The organism is Pseudomonas sp. NFIX28, from assembly GCF_900107395.1.
Lineage (GTDB): Bacteria > Pseudomonadota > Gammaproteobacteria > Pseudomonadales > Pseudomonadaceae > Aquipseudomonas.
Map to the genome: position 1 here is coordinate 241,471 of NZ_FNPW01000003.1, position 16,257 is coordinate 257,727.

General features: G+C 61.9%; 15 protein-coding genes. 12 read left to right on the forward strand and 3 right to left on the reverse strand.

Going from position 1 to position 16,257, the window contains the following annotated elements:
• Positions 1 to 203 precede the first annotated feature (203 nt).
• The 6 genes from BLV20_RS07460 to BLV20_RS07485 all read left to right on the forward strand — a co-directional run bounded on the left by BLV20_RS07460 (position 204) and on the right by BLV20_RS07485 (position 7,127).
• A complete protein-coding gene (locus BLV20_RS07460) occupies positions 204 to 2,627 on the forward strand; it encodes a penicillin acylase family protein (RefSeq protein ID WP_092299152.1) in 2,424 nt (807 codons plus the stop codon).
• A gap of 308 nt (positions 2,628 to 2,935) precedes the next feature.
• On the forward strand, positions 2,936 to 3,718 hold the full coding sequence (locus BLV20_RS07465; protein WP_092299155.1) for a transporter substrate-binding domain-containing protein: 783 nt from the start codon (positions 2,936 to 2,938) through the stop codon (positions 3,716 to 3,718).
• 56 nt (positions 3,719 to 3,774) lie between these two features.
• Positions 3,775 to 4,503 carry an ABC transporter permease gene (locus BLV20_RS07470; RefSeq protein WP_092299158.1) on the forward strand — a complete coding sequence of 243 codons (729 nt, stop codon included), beginning with the start codon at positions 3,775 to 3,777 and terminating at the stop codon, positions 4,501 to 4,503.
• Positions 4,500 to 5,210 carry an ABC transporter permease gene (locus BLV20_RS07475; RefSeq protein ID WP_092299161.1) on the forward strand — a complete coding sequence of 237 codons (711 nt, stop codon included), beginning with the start codon at positions 4,500 to 4,502 and terminating at the stop codon, positions 5,208 to 5,210. Before BLV20_RS07470 ends, BLV20_RS07475 begins: the two co-directional genes overlap by 4 nt.
• A gap of 20 nt (positions 5,211 to 5,230) precedes the next feature.
• A complete protein-coding gene (locus BLV20_RS07480) occupies positions 5,231 to 6,349 on the forward strand; it encodes a succinylglutamate desuccinylase/aspartoacylase family protein (RefSeq protein ID WP_092299164.1) in 1,119 nt (372 codons plus the stop codon).
• A 13-nt stretch (positions 6,350 to 6,362) separates the two neighbouring features.
• Positions 6,363 to 7,127, forward strand: a complete 765-nt coding sequence (locus tag BLV20_RS07485; RefSeq protein WP_092299166.1) for an ABC transporter ATP-binding protein — start codon at positions 6,363 to 6,365, stop codon at positions 7,125 to 7,127.
• Positions 7,128 to 7,199: 72 nt separating this feature from the next.
• On the opposite strand, the gene BLV20_RS07490 is transcribed toward BLV20_RS07485, so the two are convergent.
• On the reverse strand, positions 7,200 to 7,406 hold the full coding sequence (locus BLV20_RS07490) for a hypothetical protein (protein ID WP_092299169.1): 207 nt from the start codon (positions 7,404 to 7,406) through the stop codon (positions 7,200 to 7,202).
• 106 nt (positions 7,407 to 7,512) lie between these two features.
• Positions 7,513 to 8,079 carry a dCTP deaminase gene (dcd, locus tag BLV20_RS07495; RefSeq protein WP_062823490.1) on the reverse strand — a complete coding sequence of 189 codons (567 nt, stop codon included), beginning with the start codon at positions 8,077 to 8,079 and terminating at the stop codon, positions 7,513 to 7,515.
• A 353-nt stretch (positions 8,080 to 8,432) separates the two neighbouring features.
• Here dcd and BLV20_RS07500 point away from each other — a divergent pair, with 353 nt between their 5' ends.
• Both BLV20_RS07500 and BLV20_RS07505 read left to right on the forward strand, forming a co-directional pair.
• Positions 8,433 to 8,642 (forward strand): cold-shock protein, encoded by a 210-nt coding sequence (locus tag BLV20_RS07500; protein WP_002554837.1) that lies wholly within the window; start codon positions 8,433 to 8,435, stop codon positions 8,640 to 8,642.
• A gap of 123 nt (positions 8,643 to 8,765) precedes the next feature.
• Complete coding sequence (locus BLV20_RS07505) at positions 8,766 to 10,184, forward strand: toxin-antitoxin system YwqK family antitoxin (RefSeq protein WP_092299172.1); 1,419 nt, start codon at positions 8,766 to 8,768, stop codon at positions 10,182 to 10,184.
• Between the two features lie 86 nt (positions 10,185 to 10,270).
• Here BLV20_RS07505 and BLV20_RS07510 read toward each other — a convergent pair whose 3' ends face one another.
• Positions 10,271 to 11,278 (reverse strand): DUF481 domain-containing protein, encoded by a 1,008-nt coding sequence (locus BLV20_RS07510; protein ID WP_092299175.1) that lies wholly within the window; start codon positions 11,276 to 11,278, stop codon positions 10,271 to 10,273.
• 165 nt (positions 11,279 to 11,443) lie between these two features.
• Here BLV20_RS07510 and BLV20_RS07515 point away from each other — a divergent pair, with 165 nt between their 5' ends.
• From BLV20_RS07515 to BLV20_RS07530, 4 genes are all read left to right on the forward strand, one after another.
• Positions 11,444 to 11,797 carry an MGMT family protein gene (locus BLV20_RS07515; protein ID WP_092299178.1) on the forward strand — a complete coding sequence of 118 codons (354 nt, stop codon included), beginning with the start codon at positions 11,444 to 11,446 and terminating at the stop codon, positions 11,795 to 11,797.
• 44 nt (positions 11,798 to 11,841) lie between these two features.
• Entirely contained in the window at positions 11,842 to 13,416 is a 1,575-nt protein-coding gene (locus BLV20_RS07520; RefSeq protein WP_092299181.1) for an AmpG family muropeptide MFS transporter, read from the forward strand.
• Between the two features lie 129 nt (positions 13,417 to 13,545).
• The gene (locus BLV20_RS07525) at positions 13,546 to 15,261 is read left to right on the forward strand and encodes a proline--tRNA ligase (protein ID WP_092299185.1); all 1,716 of its coding nucleotides are present in this window, start codon (positions 13,546 to 13,548) and stop codon (positions 15,259 to 15,261) included.
• 17 nt (positions 15,262 to 15,278) lie between these two features.
• Entirely contained in the window at positions 15,279 to 16,232 is a 954-nt protein-coding gene (locus tag BLV20_RS07530) for a hypothetical protein (protein ID WP_092299188.1), read from the forward strand.
• Positions 16,233 to 16,257 lie beyond the last annotated feature (25 nt).

Sequence of the window (16,257 nt, forward strand, 5' to 3'; positions counted from 1 at the left end):
TCAACCCGCCGAAATCCCGAGGCGCCGATGGCCCGGCGCGGCTTTCAAGGCCGCTGAAGGTCCTGCGAACCCTGGCGCAGCCTGCAGGGGCCTGGGGCGATTTATCCGCCGATGGAGAAATACTCTCGGCCCCGCTTGCGCGGCACTCGCCTGCTCACTAACGTAGCGCCTTTATCGACGCTACCCCCCGCAGGAGCTTTGCCATGGCCTCGCCAGCCCTCTCACATTTTCTTCCCCGGTTCGGCGTTGCCGCGGCAGTGGCCGGCGTTCTCAGCCTGGCCGGTTGCCAGTCATGGAACACCCAGGACAGCCTGCCGCCGACGTCCGGCGTGCAGCCGCTCAAGGGCCTGGCCCAGAACGTTTCGGTGCGGCGCAATGCCATGGGCATGCCGCTGATCGAAAGCAGCACCTTCCACGATGCGCTGTTCGCCTTGGGTTATGTGCACGCCAGCGACCGGATCAACCAGATGGTGACCCTGCGCCTGCTGGCCCAGGGCCGTCTGGCCGAGATGTCCGGCGCCGAGGCCCTGGACGTCGACCGCTACATGCGCGCGGTCAACCTGAAGAACAACGCCGGCGAGCTGTACAAGGCCTCGTCCCCGCGAATCAAGCGCTTCTTCGAGGTCTACGCCCGCGGGGTCAACGCCTACCTGTTCCGCTACCGCGACAAGCTGCCGCCGGACCTGGCCGCCACCGGCTACAAGCCCGAATACTGGAAGCCGGAAGATTCGGCGCTGATCTTCTGCCTGCTGAACTTCAGCCAGTCGGCCAACCTGCCGGAAGAAATCAACGCCTTGGTGCTGGCGCAGAAAGTCGGCGCCGACAAACTGGCCTGGCTGACCCCGAGCTACCCGGGCGAAGCGCTGCCGCCGGCCGAGAGCGACAAGCTCAAGGGTCTCAACCTCAACATCCCGGGCCTGGGCGAACTCAGCAGCGCCGCCAGCAAGCTCGGCGAGCTCAACCCGCTGAGCGTGGCCGGCGCCAGCAACTGGGCCATCGCGCCACAACGCAGCCGCGGCGGCAGGAGCCTGATGGCCGCCGACAGCCATTCGCCGGCGTGGAACCTGGTGCAGATCCGCGCGCCCAAATACCAGGCCGCGGGCGCGTCGATCGCCGGCCTGCCGATGATCGTCCAGGGGTTCAACGGCAAGGTGGCGTGGAGCATGACCTCGGTCGCCGGCGACAATCAGGACCTGTTCCTGGAAAAACTCAAACGCCAGGGCAATGCGCTGTATTACGAAGCCAACGGCAAATGGCTGCCGGTGGTGGTGCGCAACGAAACCTACTTCGTCAAAGGCCAGCGGCCGATTCGCGAGGCGGTCTATGAAACCCGCCACGGCGCCTTGCTCAACAGCGCCAGCAACCTCAGCGCCGGCTACGGCCTGGCCCTGCAGCAGCCGGACCTCAAGGACGACAAGAGCCTGGACGCGCTCTTCGACCTGTCGCGGGCGCAGACCGTGGAGCGAGCCTCCGATGCCAGCCGCGAGATCCGCGCCATTGGCCTGAACATGCTGTTCGCCGACGCCAGCCATATCGGCTGGCAAGTCACCGGCCGCTTCCCCAACCGCCGTGAAGGCGAAGGCCTGCTGCCGTCGCCGGGCTGGGAAGGCCGTTACGACTGGGACGGTTACGCCGACCCGATGCTCCACCCGTATGACCAGGACCCGGCCCAGGGCTGGCTGGGCACCGCCAACCAGCGGATCATCCCCCAAGGCTACGGCATGCAGCTGTCCAATTCCTGGTACTACCCCGAGCGTGGCGAGCGCCTCGCCGAGCTGGCCGGCAGCGGCAAGCACGACGGCCGCAGCATGATCGCCATGCAGTACGACCAGACCACCCCCTTCGCTGCCAAGCTGAAGAAAATGTTCGAAGCCCCCGGCATGTCGCAGCCGCTGAAGAAAGCCATCGATGCCCTGCCCGAGGCGGAGCGCAGCAAGGCGCGCGAGGCCTACAGCCGCCTGATGGCGTTCGACGGCAAGCTCAGCCCGGTCTCGGCCGACGCGGCGATCTATGAACTGTTCCTGCAGCAAAGCGCCCGGCAAATCTTCCTCGACAAACTGGGCCAGGACGACAGCCCGGCCTGGAAAGCCCTGGTCGCCAATGGCGCGCTGTCTTATTCGGCCCAGGCCGATCACCTGCTGGGCCAGGAAGACAGCCCGTTCTGGGATGACAGCCGCACCCCGCAGAAAGAAGACAAGCCGGCGATCCTCGCCCGCAGCCTGGCCGCGGCCATCAGCGCCGGTGAAAGCCAGTTGGGTGGCGACCGCCGGGCCTGGCAGTGGGGCAAGCTGCACAGCTACCGCTGGAAGAACGCCAGCGGCCAGGTCGTTCGCGGCCCCCTGCAGGCCGGCGGCGACCACAGCACCCTGAACAGTTCGCCGTACGCCTGGGGCCAGGACTTCAATGTGACCCAGGCCCCGGCGCTGCGCCTGGTCGTCGACTTCAGCCAGAGCGAACCGCTGAGCGTCATGAACAGCAGCGGCCAGTCCGGCAACCCGGCCAGCCCGAACTACCTGAACGGCATCGACGCCTGGCTCAAGGGCCAATACCTGGGCTTGCCGCTGCAACCGCAGAACTTCGACCGCCTCTATGGCAAGACTCGCCTGACCCTGGTGCCCGGCAAGTAACCCCGGCCAGCCCGCCCCCTCCAAGGCGGGCTTAGCCCGCTACTCCCCTTTCCTTCTCGCCGATTCCGCGCTGGCCCTGGGCTGGTGTGTTCCTCGCTGGGCGAAATCTTCTTGCGCGCTCTTGATGCAGGGCCTGGCGCACGCTCCGTTTTGGGGCGCGGCCGACGTACGGCAGGTTCGTGCCCCACCTTTTAAAACACTTGTTCGGGACTCTGGTTCGGAAATTGCTACTTTCATTAAGTCTGACGCTTTGCAGTAACAGTACTAATGCGCCACAAGCGCTCATATTGGCTTTCAGGGATTAAATAATGAAAAAAGCATTGCTGACCCTTTCTGCACTGGCTCTCTGCATGGCCGCCGGTTCCGCGCTGGCCAAGGAATACAAGGAGTTGCGCTTCGGCGTCGACCCGTCCTACGCACCTTTTGAATCCAAGGCCGCCGACGGCAGCCTGGTCGGTTTCGACATCGATCTGGGCAATGCCATCTGTGCCGAACTGAAAGTGAAGTGCAAATGGGTCGAAAGCGATTTCGACGGCATGATCCCGGGCCTCAAAGCCAACAAGTTCGACGGCGTGATCTCCTCCATGACCGTCACTCCGGCCCGTGAGAAAGTCATCGATTTCTCCGACGAGCTGTTCTCCGGCCCGACGTCCTTCGTGTTCAAGAAAGGCTCCGGCCTGACCGAAGACACCGCATCGCTCAAAGGCAAGACCGTCGGCTACGAGCAGGGCACCATTCAGGAGGCCTATGCCAAGGCCGTGCTGGACAAGGCCGGAGTGAAAACCCAGGCCTACCAGAACCAGGACCAGGTTTATGCCGACCTGGTTTCCGGGCGCCTGGACGCGTCGATCCAGGACATGCTGCAAGCCGAGCTGGGCTTCCTGAAATCGCCCCAAGGCGCCAACTATGAAGTGAGCAAACCGGTGGACAGCCCTCTGCTGCCGTCCAAGACAGCGATCGGTATCGCGAAAGGTAACAAAGAGCTCAAGGAGCTTTTGAACAAAGGTATCAAAGCGTTACACGAGGACGGCACCTACGCCGCCATTCAGAAAAAGCACTTTGGCGATCTGAATCTCTACAGCGGTAAATAAGTTCCTGGCGCCCATCCTCGATGGGCGCCTTTTTTATCGCCACAGGTCTCTGATTTATGTTCGAAGAACTTTTGCAAACCCTTGGGCTTTCCGCCTTCAGCCTCAAGGGGTTCGGTCCGTTGCTGATGGAAGGCACCTGGATGACCATCAAACTCTCGGTGTTGTCGCTGCTTCTGAGTGTCCTGCTCGGCCTGATCGGCGCCAGCGCCAAACTCTCCCCGCTGGGCCTGCTGCGCCTGCCGGCCCAGCTCTACACCACGCTGATCCGCGGCGTACCTGACCTGGTGTTGATGCTGCTGATTTTCTACAGCCTGCAAACCTGGCTGACCACCTTCACCAATTTCATGGAATGGGAATACATCGAGATCGACCCGTTCAGCGCCGGGGTCATCACCCTGGGCTTCATTTATGGTGCGTATTTCACTGAAACCTTCCGTGGCGCCATTCTCGCCGTGCCGCGCGGCCAGATAGAGGCCGCCACCGCCTATGGCCTCAAGCGCGGCCAGCGGTTTCGCCTGGTGGTATTCCCGCAGATGATGCGTTTTGCCCTGCCGGGCATCGGCAATAACTGGATGGTGATGCTCAAGGCCACCGCGCTGGTGTCGATCATCGGCCTGGCCGATCTGGTCAAGGCGGCCCAGGATGCCGGCAAGAGCACCTATCAGCTGTTCTACTTCCTGGTGCTGGCAGCGTTGATCTACCTGGTCATCACCAGCGCCTCCAACATCGTCCTGCGCTGGCTCGAACGCCGTTACGCCGCGGGCGCGCGGGAGGCCGTGCGATGATCGAGCTCCTGCAGGAATACTGGCGCCCCTTCCTCTACAGCGACGGCTACAACATCACCGGCCTGGCCATGACCATGTGGCTGCTCAGCGCCTCGATCACCATTGGCTTTTTGGTGTCGATCCCGTTGTCCATCGCGCGGGTCTCGCCCAAGTTCTACATCCGCTGGCCGGTGCAGTTCTACACCTACCTGTTTCGTGGCACACCGCTCTATATCCAGCTGCTGATCTGCTACACCGGGATCTACAGCATCGCCGCGGTCCGCAACCAGCCGGTGCTCGATGCGTTCTTTCGCGACGCAATGAACTGCACCATCCTCGCGTTCGCCCTGAACACCTGTGCCTACACCACAGAGATTTTCGCCGGGGCGATCCGCAGCATGGCCCACGGCGAGGTCGAGGCGGCCAAGGCCTACGGCCTCAGCGGCTGGAAGCTGTACGCCTATGTGATCATGCCGTCGGCCCTGCGCCGCTCGCTGCCCTACTACAGCAACGAAGTGATCCTGATGCTGCACTCGACCACCGTGGCCTTCACCGCGACCATCCCGGATGTGCTGAAAGTCGCCCGCGACGCCAACTCGGCGACCTTCATGACGTTCGAGTCCTTCGGCATCGCCGCGCTGATCTACCTCACCGTGACCTTCGCGCTGGTCGGCCTGTTCCGTCTCGCCGAGCGCCGCTGGCTGGCCTTCCTCGGGCCGATCCACTAGAACAAGGCAAACACTTATCCATGCACCAACAGACTCATGATCTGCTCGCCCCGGTGCCGGGGACCACGCGCCAGATCCATAGCTTTCACTTCGGCCCCGAGCAGGCCGCAGGCAAGATCTACATCCAGTCGTCGCTGCACGCCGACGAACTGCCGGGCATGCTCGTGGCCTGGCACCTCAAGGCGCGCCTGGCGGAACTCGAGGCCCAGGGCCGACTGCGCAGTGAAATCGTCCTGGTGCCGGTGGCCAACCCGGTCGGCCTGGAACAGGTCTTGATGGACGTGCCGCTGGGCCGCTACGAGCTGGAGAGCGGGCAGAACTTCAATCGCTGGTTTCTCGACCTCGGCGAAGAGGTCGGCAACGACATCGAAGATCAACTCAATGACGATCCTCGGCATAACCGCGAAGTCATCCGCGCCAGCCTGCGCAATGCCTTGGCGCGGCAGACTGCCGGCACCCAGTTGCAGTCGCTGCGCCTGACCCTGCAACGCCTGGCCTGCGACGCGGACATGGTGCTGGACCTGCACTGCGATTTCGAAGCCGTGGCCCACCTCTACACCACGCCCGAGGCCTGGCCGCAGGTCGAGCCGCTGGCTCGCTATATCGGTTCGCAAGCCAACCTGCTGGCCACCGATTCGGGCGGCCAGTCGTTCGACGAATGCTTCACCCTGCTCTGGTGGCAAATGCAGCAGCGTTTCGGCGACCGGTTCGCCATTCCCCAGGGCAGCTTCTCGGTCACCGTCGAGCTGCGCGGCCAGGGCGACGTCAATCACGACCTGGCCAGCCGGGACTGCCAGGCAATCCTGGATTACCTGACCCATTTCGGCGCCATCGTCGGCGAGGCGCCGGCCCAGCCCGAGCTGCCCTACCCGGCCACTCCGCTGGCCGGCGTGGAACCTGTGGCCACGCCCGTTGGCGGCTTGCTGGTCTTTACTGCCCTGCCGGGGCAATACCTGGAGGCCGGGCAACAGGTGGCACAAGTCATCGACCCGATCAACGACCGCGTCACCGCCATTCACTGCAGCTGCGCCGGCCTGCTCTACGCCCGCTCGCTGCGCCGCATGGCCACCGCCGGCATGGTGATCGCCCATGTCGCCGGCCGCGAAGCCTATCGCAGCGGCTACCTACTTTCGCCTTGAGGATGCATGCCCCATGTACAAACTGACCATTGAAGGCCTGCATAAATGCTACGGCGACAATGAAGTGCTCAAAGGCGTTTCGCTCAAGGCGAAGACCGGCGACGTCATCAGCCTGATCGGTGCCAGTGGCTCGGGCAAAAGTACCTTCCTGCGCTGCATCAACTTTTTGGAAACCCCGGACGACGGCGCCATGAGCCTGGACGGCCAGCCGATCCGCATGGTCAAGGATCGCCACGGCATGCACGTGGCCGACGCCGACGAGCTGCAACGGATTCGCACGCGCCTGGCCATGGTGTTCCAGCACTTCAACCTGTGGAGCCACATGACGGTGCTGGAGAACATCACCATGGCGCCGCGCCGGGTGCTGGGCGTCAGCAAGAAGGACGCCGAGGAGCGTGCCCGGCGCTACCTGGACAAGGTCGGCCTGCCCGATCGGGTAGCCGGCCAGTACCCGGCCTTTCTCTCCGGCGGCCAGCAACAGCGGGTAGCGATTGCCCGGGCGCTGGCGATGGAGCCGGAAGTGATGCTGTTCGACGAACCCACCTCGGCCCTCGACCCGGAACTGGTGGGCGAAGTGCTCAAGGTGATCCAGGGCCTGGCCGAGGAAGGCCGGACCATGATCATGGTCACCCATGAGATGAGTTTCGCCCGCAAGGTGTCGAGCCAGGTGCTGTTCCTGCACAAAGGCCTGGTGGAAGAAGAAGGCGCGCCGGAAGAAGTGCTGGGCAACCCGAAGAGCGAGCGGCTGCAGCAATTTCTCAGCGGCAACCTGAAATAAGGCCCGGCCTGGATAGACGAAGGCCAGCCCACCGAAGCCGGTGGGCTGGCCTTTTTTATCAACGCGCGTCAATCAAGCGACAGGAGCGGGAGGGGGCTCGTCCGGCAAGGTCGGCTCGCCAGGTTCGGTCGGCTCGGCGGGTTGTGGAGTGTCCGGGTCGGGTTGACCGGGAATACCGCCTGCGACGCAGGGATGCGCCAGCAGTGACCAGGCCAGGATGCCAACCTGATTGGGTTCAAGTCTGGCAAGTGTGGCGCTTATAAGCGGATCGATCTTCATGGGGTACTCCTGAGCTAAGCACGGTCCGCTGTGCGCAAACCGGGGGCAGTCTCTAATTAGAGTATCTGCCCGCCCGGGAATTCCCGCTATTTGTCAGATGAACGACTCAGGTACGCGGCAGGGTCACGCCACGCTGGCCCTGGTATTTGCCGCCGCGGTCCTTGTAGGACACTTCGCACTCTTCGTCGGATTCCAGGAACAACATCTGCGCCACGCCTTCGTTGGCGTAGATTTTCGCCGGCAAGGTGGTGGTGTTGGAGAATTCCAGGGTCACGTGGCCTTCCCACTCAGGCTCGAGGGGGGTGACGTTGACGATGATGCCGCACCGGGCGTAGGTGCTTTTACCCAGGCAGATGGTCAGCACGTTGCGCGGAATACGGAAGTATTCGACGGTGCGGGCCAGGGCAAAGGAGTTGGGAGGAATGATGCACACGTCGCTCTTGATGTCGACGAAGCTGCCGGCGTCGAAGTTTTTCGGATCGACGGTGGCCGAATTGATGTTGGTGAACACCTTGAACTCATCGGCGCAACGCACATCGTAGCCGTAGCTCGAGACACCGAAGGAAATCAGCCGCTCCGAGCCTTCGCCACGCATCTGGCGCTCCACGAAAGGTTCGATCATGCCGTGCTCTTGCGCCATGCGGCGAATCCACTTGTCCGATTTGATGCTCATGGCGGGTGTCCTGAAAATAGCGAGGTGGAAAAATTCTGTCCGGCATCTTACCGGGGTGCGCCTGCGGGTTCAAAGTCTGGGCCACTTTTCTCGCTGCAAGCCGCAATACTTGCGGGCTGGAGCACCTATGCAGCACCGCCAGTCATTAAAAGCGCGAATCCTTCGCAAAGAACATTGGCAGGTTCCAGAAAAAGGGTTAAGGTGGCGCCACTGTGCTGCTTGTGTCACTGAGAATCTCTACACGATGTTGAATTTCGATCCAACCATCTCCAAGAATTTTTCCTGCTCTTTGCACTCAGTCTCGGCCAGGGCTTTTCCTGAGTCGCAGTTAACTTTGTCCAAGGAGATACACCATGTCTAATCGCCAAACCGGTACCGTTAAGTGGTTCAACGATGAAAAAGGCTTCGGCTTCATCACTCCACAATCCGGTGACGACCTGTTCGTACACTTCAAAGCTATCCAGTCCGACGGCTTCAAAAGCCTGAAAGAAGGCCAGCAGGTTTCTTTCATCGCTACCCGCGGTCAGAAAGGCATGCAAGCTGAAGAAGTTCAAGTTATCTAACTTGTACTGATCAGTAAAAAGCCCCGCCCTCAAAGCGGGGCTTTTTTGTGCGCGGATGTTTTTGCTTAATGGCGCCCCCGCTATATGATCCGCCGCTTCGGACAATCATATGGAAACAGCAGGATGCCGCTCAAACACTGGAAGTTATTAAGCACAGCGGTGCTTACGCTCGCCTTCCCTCTCGCCCTCAACGCAACGCCTCGCGCCGACCACCCAACGATCATCGTCGGTATGGATATTAGCGCCAGCTATATTGGCAAGGACTCCCAACAACAACCCGAATTGCGCCGCGCAGTGCTACTGGAGCTGTCCAACGCCCATCGCTGCGGAAGCAACGAGGTTTACCTCACGCCTGAATCCGCGGGAATCCCCACCGAGTCGTTCAGCCAGGCCCTGGAAGAGTTCCAGCAACTGATCGATGAACAGACCCCGCTCTTGCTGACACTATCGGACTGCGACGGAAAACGCGCCTTTTTCGAAAAAGTCCGGGCCTGCACCGCCCAGGAGTGCGGCGAACTGACAGCCTCCCTGGTCGACGGCAAACTCTACCTCGACGAACGCTATGCTCCGACAGGCAAAGGCCAGGCCGCGTATTTCCTGTCGATGCCCATGAACTACGACGATGGGCAAAAAGCCTGGAACGCGAAAATCTTCTACGCCGAATCAGGCACCCTGCGCCGGGACTACTTCGTCAACGCCAAGGATTTCGTTTCGGGCAAGGCGGTTCATGCCTCGAAAACCTTCTATCCAGACGGCCAGGTTCGCCACAGCGTTCGCTACGACAGCAACGGCAAACGCCAGGGCGAGGCGCTGACCTATTCTGAAGGCGGTGTCGTGATTAAACGCTCGAACTATCTGGACGATCTTCTCGAGGACCGGCAAAGCACTTACCACAACAATGGCAAACTCGCGCAATCCTACGATTGGCACCAAGGCCAACGAGTCGACGGCGAATACCTGGAATATGACGAGGACGGCAAGCTGGCCGGCCGCATCACCTATCGCGCGAACCTGCCGGACGGCCCGATTGTCAGCTACTACCCTGACGGCCGGATCAAGGACCGTGGACAGTTCGTGGCTGGCAAGAAAGTCGGACCCAGCCCGTCCTATTACCCTGACGGCACACTGGAAAGCACTGTCGATTACGTCGACAACCAGCCCCAGGGCTGGCAAGTGCAGTACCACCCCAACGGCAAGGTAAAACAGAAGCAATTCAACGACGAACACGGAACCCAGCGCAGCTATGCCCTGTGGAACGAACAGGGCGTGCACACGCTTCAGTGGCAATGGGACGAACAGCACCGCGAGCAGGGTGATTTCAAGGAGTGGTACGACAACGGCCAGCTCAAGGACCACAAGATTTATAAGGACGCGAAACTGGAAGGGCCCGTCGTTACCTGGTACGAAAACGGTCAGATGGAGTCATCGACGGATTACCAGGATGGCAAAGAGCACGGCTGGATGCGTCTCTGGAACAAGGACGGCAGCCTGCAAAGCGAATGCCGGTACCAGGCAGGCGCTCGCCAGGGTGCATGCAGTTGAACCGGGCGTGACGCCTCGTTGATCGTTGCTAGCGCCAAAATAGCCCGACAGGTCAACCTGCCGGGCTTACCTGACTCCCGCGCAAATCACCAAGCCACGCCAAACCCCGCGGTATAACGGGTCTTGTTGACGTCGCTGTCCTGGGTGCCGCTGATGATGTCCCGTTCGGCCTTGAGGTTGAGCGATGCCCACTCCGTGACCTTGTAGCGCAAGCCGATCTCGGCATCCAGGGCGTAATCGGCAATATTGGACAGCGGCCGCCCCACCTCGCCATTGGTAAACAACTCGACCCGCTTGCCAATCAGGTAACGGTTGTAGTCCCACTTCATGGCCAGGGAATAGAAGTTGTCTTTGCCGCCATCCTTGTACTCGTAGTCGGTGCGGTTGAGCAGCGACCCCAGGGAGAACGCACCCAATTCGTTATCCCAGAACTGGTAACCCGGACCGGTACCCACCACGCGCTGGCGCGCCAGCTCCTCGACCTTGTCACGCTTGTAATTCAACCGCCCCTGCCAGAACCATTTATCGGTGAGGAAGCGGTCCAGTGCGTATTCGCCGCGCCAGTTGTCGGTGGTGACGACATCGTTCTGGAATTCGCGGTTGTACTCGCCTTCCGCCGTGTGCCGCCATTTGCCGTGGCGCGCCGAGGTCTTGAAGTCGATGTCGTAGTCGTCGGTGTCCTTGTCCGCCCGCTGATAATCCAGCGCCATATCGACATTGCCCTTCCAGACCAGATCCTCGACCACCGGCTGAGGCTTCATGATCTGCTGGATACTCGCCAACTCGACAGTTTTCGGGGTCTCGCCATTGGCCAGGGTGACCTTGCCATCTTCCGCCGCGTGCAGGGACTTGGCCTTCTCGCCGGTATAGGCATCCTGCTTGACCAGCAGCTCCTGATCGCTCTCCAGAGTCTTGACCTGCTCCCAGTCGATCGGGATGGACCCGGCATACGCGGTCTGGATCAATAATTTGCCACCGTCGAAGACTTTGATCTTGCCGCTTAGGCGGTCACCGTTCTTCAGCCAGACGGTATCGGCGAGCAAAGGCGTGGAGGTACTGAAAACGGCAAGGCACAGCAGGGTTCTGGACAACATAAACAGATACGGGGCTCGAGTTTGCGAAAAAAACCGGCATTATCCACCGAGATAAGGCGTCAGGTAGGACTGACTCGACTATTTATAGTGAGTTCAATTCTCAATTGTTAATAAACCCTTTGTCCTACAGACGGTTTACAGGCCCTCACCCCAGGAACCCCGAACGTGACCGAACCGCTAGCCCCCCAGCAAAGCCCTGCCGAAATCCGACGCACGGCGCTCTACCTGACCCTGGCCCAGGTCCCTGAAGGCAAGGTGGTCAGTTATGGAGAACTGGCGCAAATGGCTGGCCTGGGCCGCGCGGCGCGCTGGGTGGGGCGCACCCTCAGCCAACTGCCGGCCGACACCACCCTGCCCTGGCATCGGGTGCTGGGCGCTGGCGGGCGCATCAGCCTGCCAGCGGGCAGCGCATCGGGCGATGAGCAGCGCGCGCGACTGCGCATGGAAGGTGTCTCGATCCTGAACAATCGTGTGGATATTCAGCGCCATGGCTGGCGCCCGGTAGAGCACAGCGGTTAGAGTGCGCGCTTTGTTTCCGTAATTCTTGAGGCAGACTCCAGCCCATGCCCCGTAAAACCTGGCGCGCCGCGCTCGCCGCCTATGCCAGCCCCTCGACGCTCGTGCTGTTGCTGCTTGGTTTCGCCGCCGGCCTGCCCTACATGCTGGTGTTTTCAACACTTTCAGTCTGGTTGCGCGAAGCCGGCGTGGCCCGCGAAACCATCGGCTACGCCAGCCTGATCGGCCTGGCCTACGCCTTCAAATGGGTCTGGTCGCCCTTGCTCGACCAATGGCGCCTGCCCCTTTTGGGCAAACTCGGGCGCCGCCGCTCCTGGCTGGTCCTGTCGCAATCGCTGGTGCTGCTCGGGCTGATCGGCATGGGCTTCTGCGATCCACAAAAGCACTTGTCATGGCTGATCGCCATTGCCGTAATCGTCGCCTTCGCCTCCGCCACCCAAGACATCGCGGTGGACGCCTACCGCCTGGAAATCGCCGAGGACAGCCGCCAGGCCGCCCTCGCCGCCAGCTATATGTCCGGTTATCGGGTTGCAGCGCTACTGGCCACCGCCGGTGCCCTGTTCTTCGCCGAAGGCTTTGGCTCCACCGGCTTCAGCTACAAACATTCGGCCTGGACCGGCACCTATGTGCTGTTCGGCGTGCTGATGATTCCAGCCCTGCTGACCACCCTGTTCATGCGCGAACCGCCCGTGCCGCTGCGTACCCAGCTGTCCGCCGGACGCTACAGCTTCATGCACCAGCTGGTGTCGGTGTTCGTGCTGATCGTGCTGCTGGTCTCCGTGCCGGCCATGTTTACCCAGCTGTACAACACCGACTTCGCCAGCGTGCTGTTTGAGGGCGTCAGCCTGTTGGACCTGCTGCTGGAAGACCGGGCATTCCTGCGCGCCATTCTCTACATCATCCTGACGGCGCTGTGCCTGTCGGCCATGGGGCGCCGCGGCCTGGCCCCGGTCCTGACCCCGGTCAACGACTTCATCCTGCGCTACCGCTGGCAAGCCCTGTTGCTGCTGGGCCTGATCGCCACCTACCGAATGTCGGACACCGTGATGGGCGTGATGGCCAACGTGTTCTACATCGATCAAGGCTTCACCAAGGACCAGATCGCCAGCGTCAGCAAGATTTTCGGCCTGATCATGACCCTGGTCGGCGCCGGCATGGGCGGCCTGCTAATCGTGCGTTTCGGCATCCTGCCGATCCTGTTCATCGGCGGCGCCGCCTCCGCCGGGACCAACCTGCTGTTCCTGATGCTCGCCGACATGGGCCCCAACCTGCAGATGCTGGTGGCGACCATCTCCCTGGACAACTTCAGCTCGGGGCTGGCCACTTCGGCCTTCGTCGCCTACCTGTCGAGCCTGACCAACCTGAAATTCTCGGCGACCCAGTACGCCCTGCTCAGCTCGATCATGCTGCTGTTGCCACGGCTGATCGGCGGTTATTCAGGGGTGATGGTGGAGAAGTTCGGCTATCACGACTTTTTCCTCATTACTGCCCTGCTCGGCGTACCGACCCTGATCCTGATCGCCCTGCACTGGTTCCAGGAAAGCCGCCGCGCCGAACCGCCGGCAGAGCCCGAAGCGGCTCCGCCCACCACGCCGCCGGCCACCATCAGCGAAGATCCTTAGGAAACTCCGGGGCGCGCCGGCATTCATCCGGCGCCCCGACCTCCCCCGGCCGCAATCCTGTACGCCAACGGATCTCGCCCGTACAATGCTCCGTCACTTCCAGTCTTCAGCAACCGACAACGGCCTACCATGCGCACCAGTCAATTTTTGCTCGCCACACAGAAAGAAACGCCTTCCGACGCGGTCGTGATCAGCCATCAGCTGATGCTGCGCGCCGGCATGATCCGTAAACTGGCCTCGGGCCTGTACACCTGGCTCCCGATGGGCCTGCGGGTGATGCGCAAGGTCGAAGCCATCGTTCGTGAAGAAATGAACGCCGCCGGCTCGCTTGAAGTGTTGATGCCGAGCACGCAGCCGGCTGAACTGTGGCAGGAATCCGGTCGCTGGGAAGAGTACGGCCCTGAACTGCTGCGCTTCAAGGATCGCCACGGCCGCGACTTCTGCGCCGGCCCGACCCACGAAGAAGTGATCACCGATCTGGCCCGCAACGAGCTGAGCAGCTACAAGCAGCTGCCGATCAACCTGTACCAGATCCAGACCAAATTCCGCGATGAAATCCGCCCACGCTTCGGCCTGATGCGCGGTCGCGAGTTCATCATGAAGGACGCCTACTCCTTCCACGCCGACCAGGCATCGCTGCAGGTCACCTATGACCGCATGCACCAGGCCTACTGCAACGTATTCACCCGCCTGGGCCTGAAATTCCGTCCGGTCGAAGCGGACAACGGCTCGATTGGCGGCGCCGGCTCCCACGAATTCCACGTACTGGCCGAATCCGGCGAAGACGACATCGTTTTCAGCAACGGTTCCGACTACGCGGCAAACATCGAGAAAGCCGAAGCCGTGCCACGGGAAACCTCGCGTCCGGCGCCGAGCGAAGAGCTGCGCCTGGTCGACACCCCCGACGCGAAAACCATCGCGCAGCTGGTGGAAGGCTACAACCTGCCGATCGAAAAGACCGTCAAGACCCTGGTGGTGCACGCCGAGGAAGCCGGCAAGCTGATCGCCCTGATCGTCCGTGGCGACCACGAGCTGAACGAAATCAAGGCCGCCAACCAGCCTGGCGTCGCCAGCCCGCTGGTCATGGCCTCGGAAAGCGAACTGCGTGACGCCATCGGCGCCGGCGCCGGCTCCCTTGGCCCGCTGAACCTGCCGCTGCCCATCATCGTCGACCGCTCGGTGGCCATGATGAGCGACTTCGGTATCGGCGCGAACATCGACGACAAGCACTACTTCGGCTTCAACTGGGAACGCGACATGCCGGTCCCGACCGTGGCCGATCTGCGCAACGTCGTCGCCGGCGACCCAAGCCCGGACGGCAAGGGCACCCTGGAAATCAAGCGCGGCATCGAAGTCGGGCACATCTTCCAGCTGGGCAACAAGTACAGCAAGGCGATGAAGTGCGAAGTGCTGGGCGAGAACGGCAAGCCGGTCACCCTGGAAATGGGTTGCTACGGCATCGGCGTGTCCCGCGTGGTGGCTGCGGCCATCGAGCAGAACAACGACGAGAACGGCATCATCTGGAGCGACACCCTGGCGCCATTCCAGATCGCCCTGGTACCGCTGCGCTATGAAACCGAGCAGGTTCGCGAAGCCACCGACAAGCTATACGCGGAACTGACCGCCGCCGGCTTCGAAGTGCTGCTGGACGACCGCGACAAGAAGACCAGCCCGGGCATCAAGTTCGCGGACATGGAGCTGATCGGCATTCCGCACCGGATCGTGGTCAGCGACCGCGGCCTCGCCGAAGGCAACCTGGAATACAAGAGCCGTACCGAAGCCCAGGCGCAAGCGCTGCCAGTGGCTGACGTGCTGTCCTTCCTCCAAGCCCGTATCCGTCGCTGAAACCAGATAGAGAAGTCATGTTCGAGCGAAACACCTTAAGCCTCGGTGGCGCCGCCTTGTGCGGCGCCCTGTTGCTCAGCGGCTGTGCCAACCAGATGTCGCAACGCAGCGAGCACGAGGAACGTGTCGAGCGTAAATTGCTCGATCACAGCCTGCAGATCGATGTCGGTGAGCCTAAGGTGCTCGAGCTGCCGCAACGCCGGGTGCGCATCCACGAGCAGAAGACCTTCGAAGTCACCGAATTCGAAGTCACGCGCCGCTATGATCGCTACACGCCCTACCAACCCTGGCGGGAGATCTACGAGATCCCGCTGGGCGCGGTAGCCGTGGTCGCCGGCGTTGGCGCCAACGTGGTCAATGTATTCGCCCTGGGCAACCTGCCGGACAGCGTCACCAAGGACTGGCTCAGCTACGGCGTGGCCGGGCTCAACCCGTTCATGAACGTGCAGTCCCACGGCCGGGCGCAGCAGAACCTGGCGGGCATCGATGAAGTCCAGCGCGACAAGCGCGTGGAGTATTCGAGCCTGCCCTGGAGCGAACGCCCGGTGCAGGTCAAGGCCGGCAAGGAAACCCACGAGCTGAGCACCGACCGCAACGGCGTACTGCGCCTGAACCTGTTGGACAGCCCGTTTTCCGAACAGGACCTGAACCACATCGGCAAGCTGCAGATCAGCGTCGCGGATGCCCATGACGACGTGCATTCAGATTCCTCGCTGGCCATCAGCAACACCCTGCGCGGCAAGCTGCTGGAAGCACACAACCTGATCTACGACGACCTCGAAGATGACGAAGTGAGCCAGTGGGTGCACCGGGTCAAGCGTCTCTCCGAACTGGGCCTGGAAGAAGAAGCCAGCGAACTGGAACAGAGCCTGATCGAACTGACCCGCAACGATCCGGAACTGCAAAGCGAGTTTCTCAAGTCGCTGACCAAGAACGCCGGCCGCCTGGTCGCCGACCCTGGCGCCCATTGATTTAGCGCGATTTGGCCTGCCCTCT

Excerpts from the sequence above, each read along its gene's own strand:
- BLV20_RS07465 (WP_092299155.1), top strand. The coding sequence starts at position 2,936 with ATGAAAAAAGCATTGCTGACCCTTTCTGCACTGGCTCTCTGCATGGCC.
- BLV20_RS07460 (WP_092299152.1), top strand. The coding sequence starts at position 204 with ATGGCCTCGCCAGCCCTCTCACATTTTCTTCCCCGGTTCGGCGTTGCC.
- BLV20_RS07470 (WP_092299158.1), top strand. The coding sequence starts at position 3,775 with ATGTTCGAAGAACTTTTGCAAACCCTTGGGCTTTCCGCCTTCAGCCTC.
- BLV20_RS07520 (WP_092299181.1), top strand. The coding sequence starts at position 11,842 with ATGCCCCGTAAAACCTGGCGCGCCGCGCTCGCCGCCTATGCCAGCCCC.
- BLV20_RS07510 (WP_092299175.1), bottom strand. The coding sequence starts at position 11,278 with ATGTTGTCCAGAACCCTGCTGTGCCTTGCCGTTTTCAGTACCTCCACG.
- dcd (WP_062823490.1), bottom strand. The coding sequence starts at position 8,079 with ATGAGCATCAAATCGGACAAGTGGATTCGCCGCATGGCGCAAGAGCAC.
- BLV20_RS07485 (WP_092299166.1), top strand. The coding sequence starts at position 6,363 with ATGTACAAACTGACCATTGAAGGCCTGCATAAATGCTACGGCGACAAT.
- BLV20_RS07490 (WP_092299169.1), bottom strand. The coding sequence starts at position 7,406 with ATGAAGATCGATCCGCTTATAAGCGCCACACTTGCCAGACTTGAACCC.
- BLV20_RS07475 (WP_092299161.1), top strand. The coding sequence starts at position 4,500 with ATGATCGAGCTCCTGCAGGAATACTGGCGCCCCTTCCTCTACAGCGAC.
- BLV20_RS07480 (WP_092299164.1), top strand. The coding sequence starts at position 5,231 with ATGCACCAACAGACTCATGATCTGCTCGCCCCGGTGCCGGGGACCACG.
- BLV20_RS07530 (WP_092299188.1), top strand. The coding sequence starts at position 15,279 with ATGTTCGAGCGAAACACCTTAAGCCTCGGTGGCGCCGCCTTGTGCGGC.
- BLV20_RS07525 (WP_092299185.1), top strand. The coding sequence starts at position 13,546 with ATGCGCACCAGTCAATTTTTGCTCGCCACACAGAAAGAAACGCCTTCC.
- BLV20_RS07500 (WP_002554837.1), top strand. The coding sequence starts at position 8,433 with ATGTCTAATCGCCAAACCGGTACCGTTAAGTGGTTCAACGATGAAAAA.
- BLV20_RS07505 (WP_092299172.1), top strand. The coding sequence starts at position 8,766 with ATGCCGCTCAAACACTGGAAGTTATTAAGCACAGCGGTGCTTACGCTC.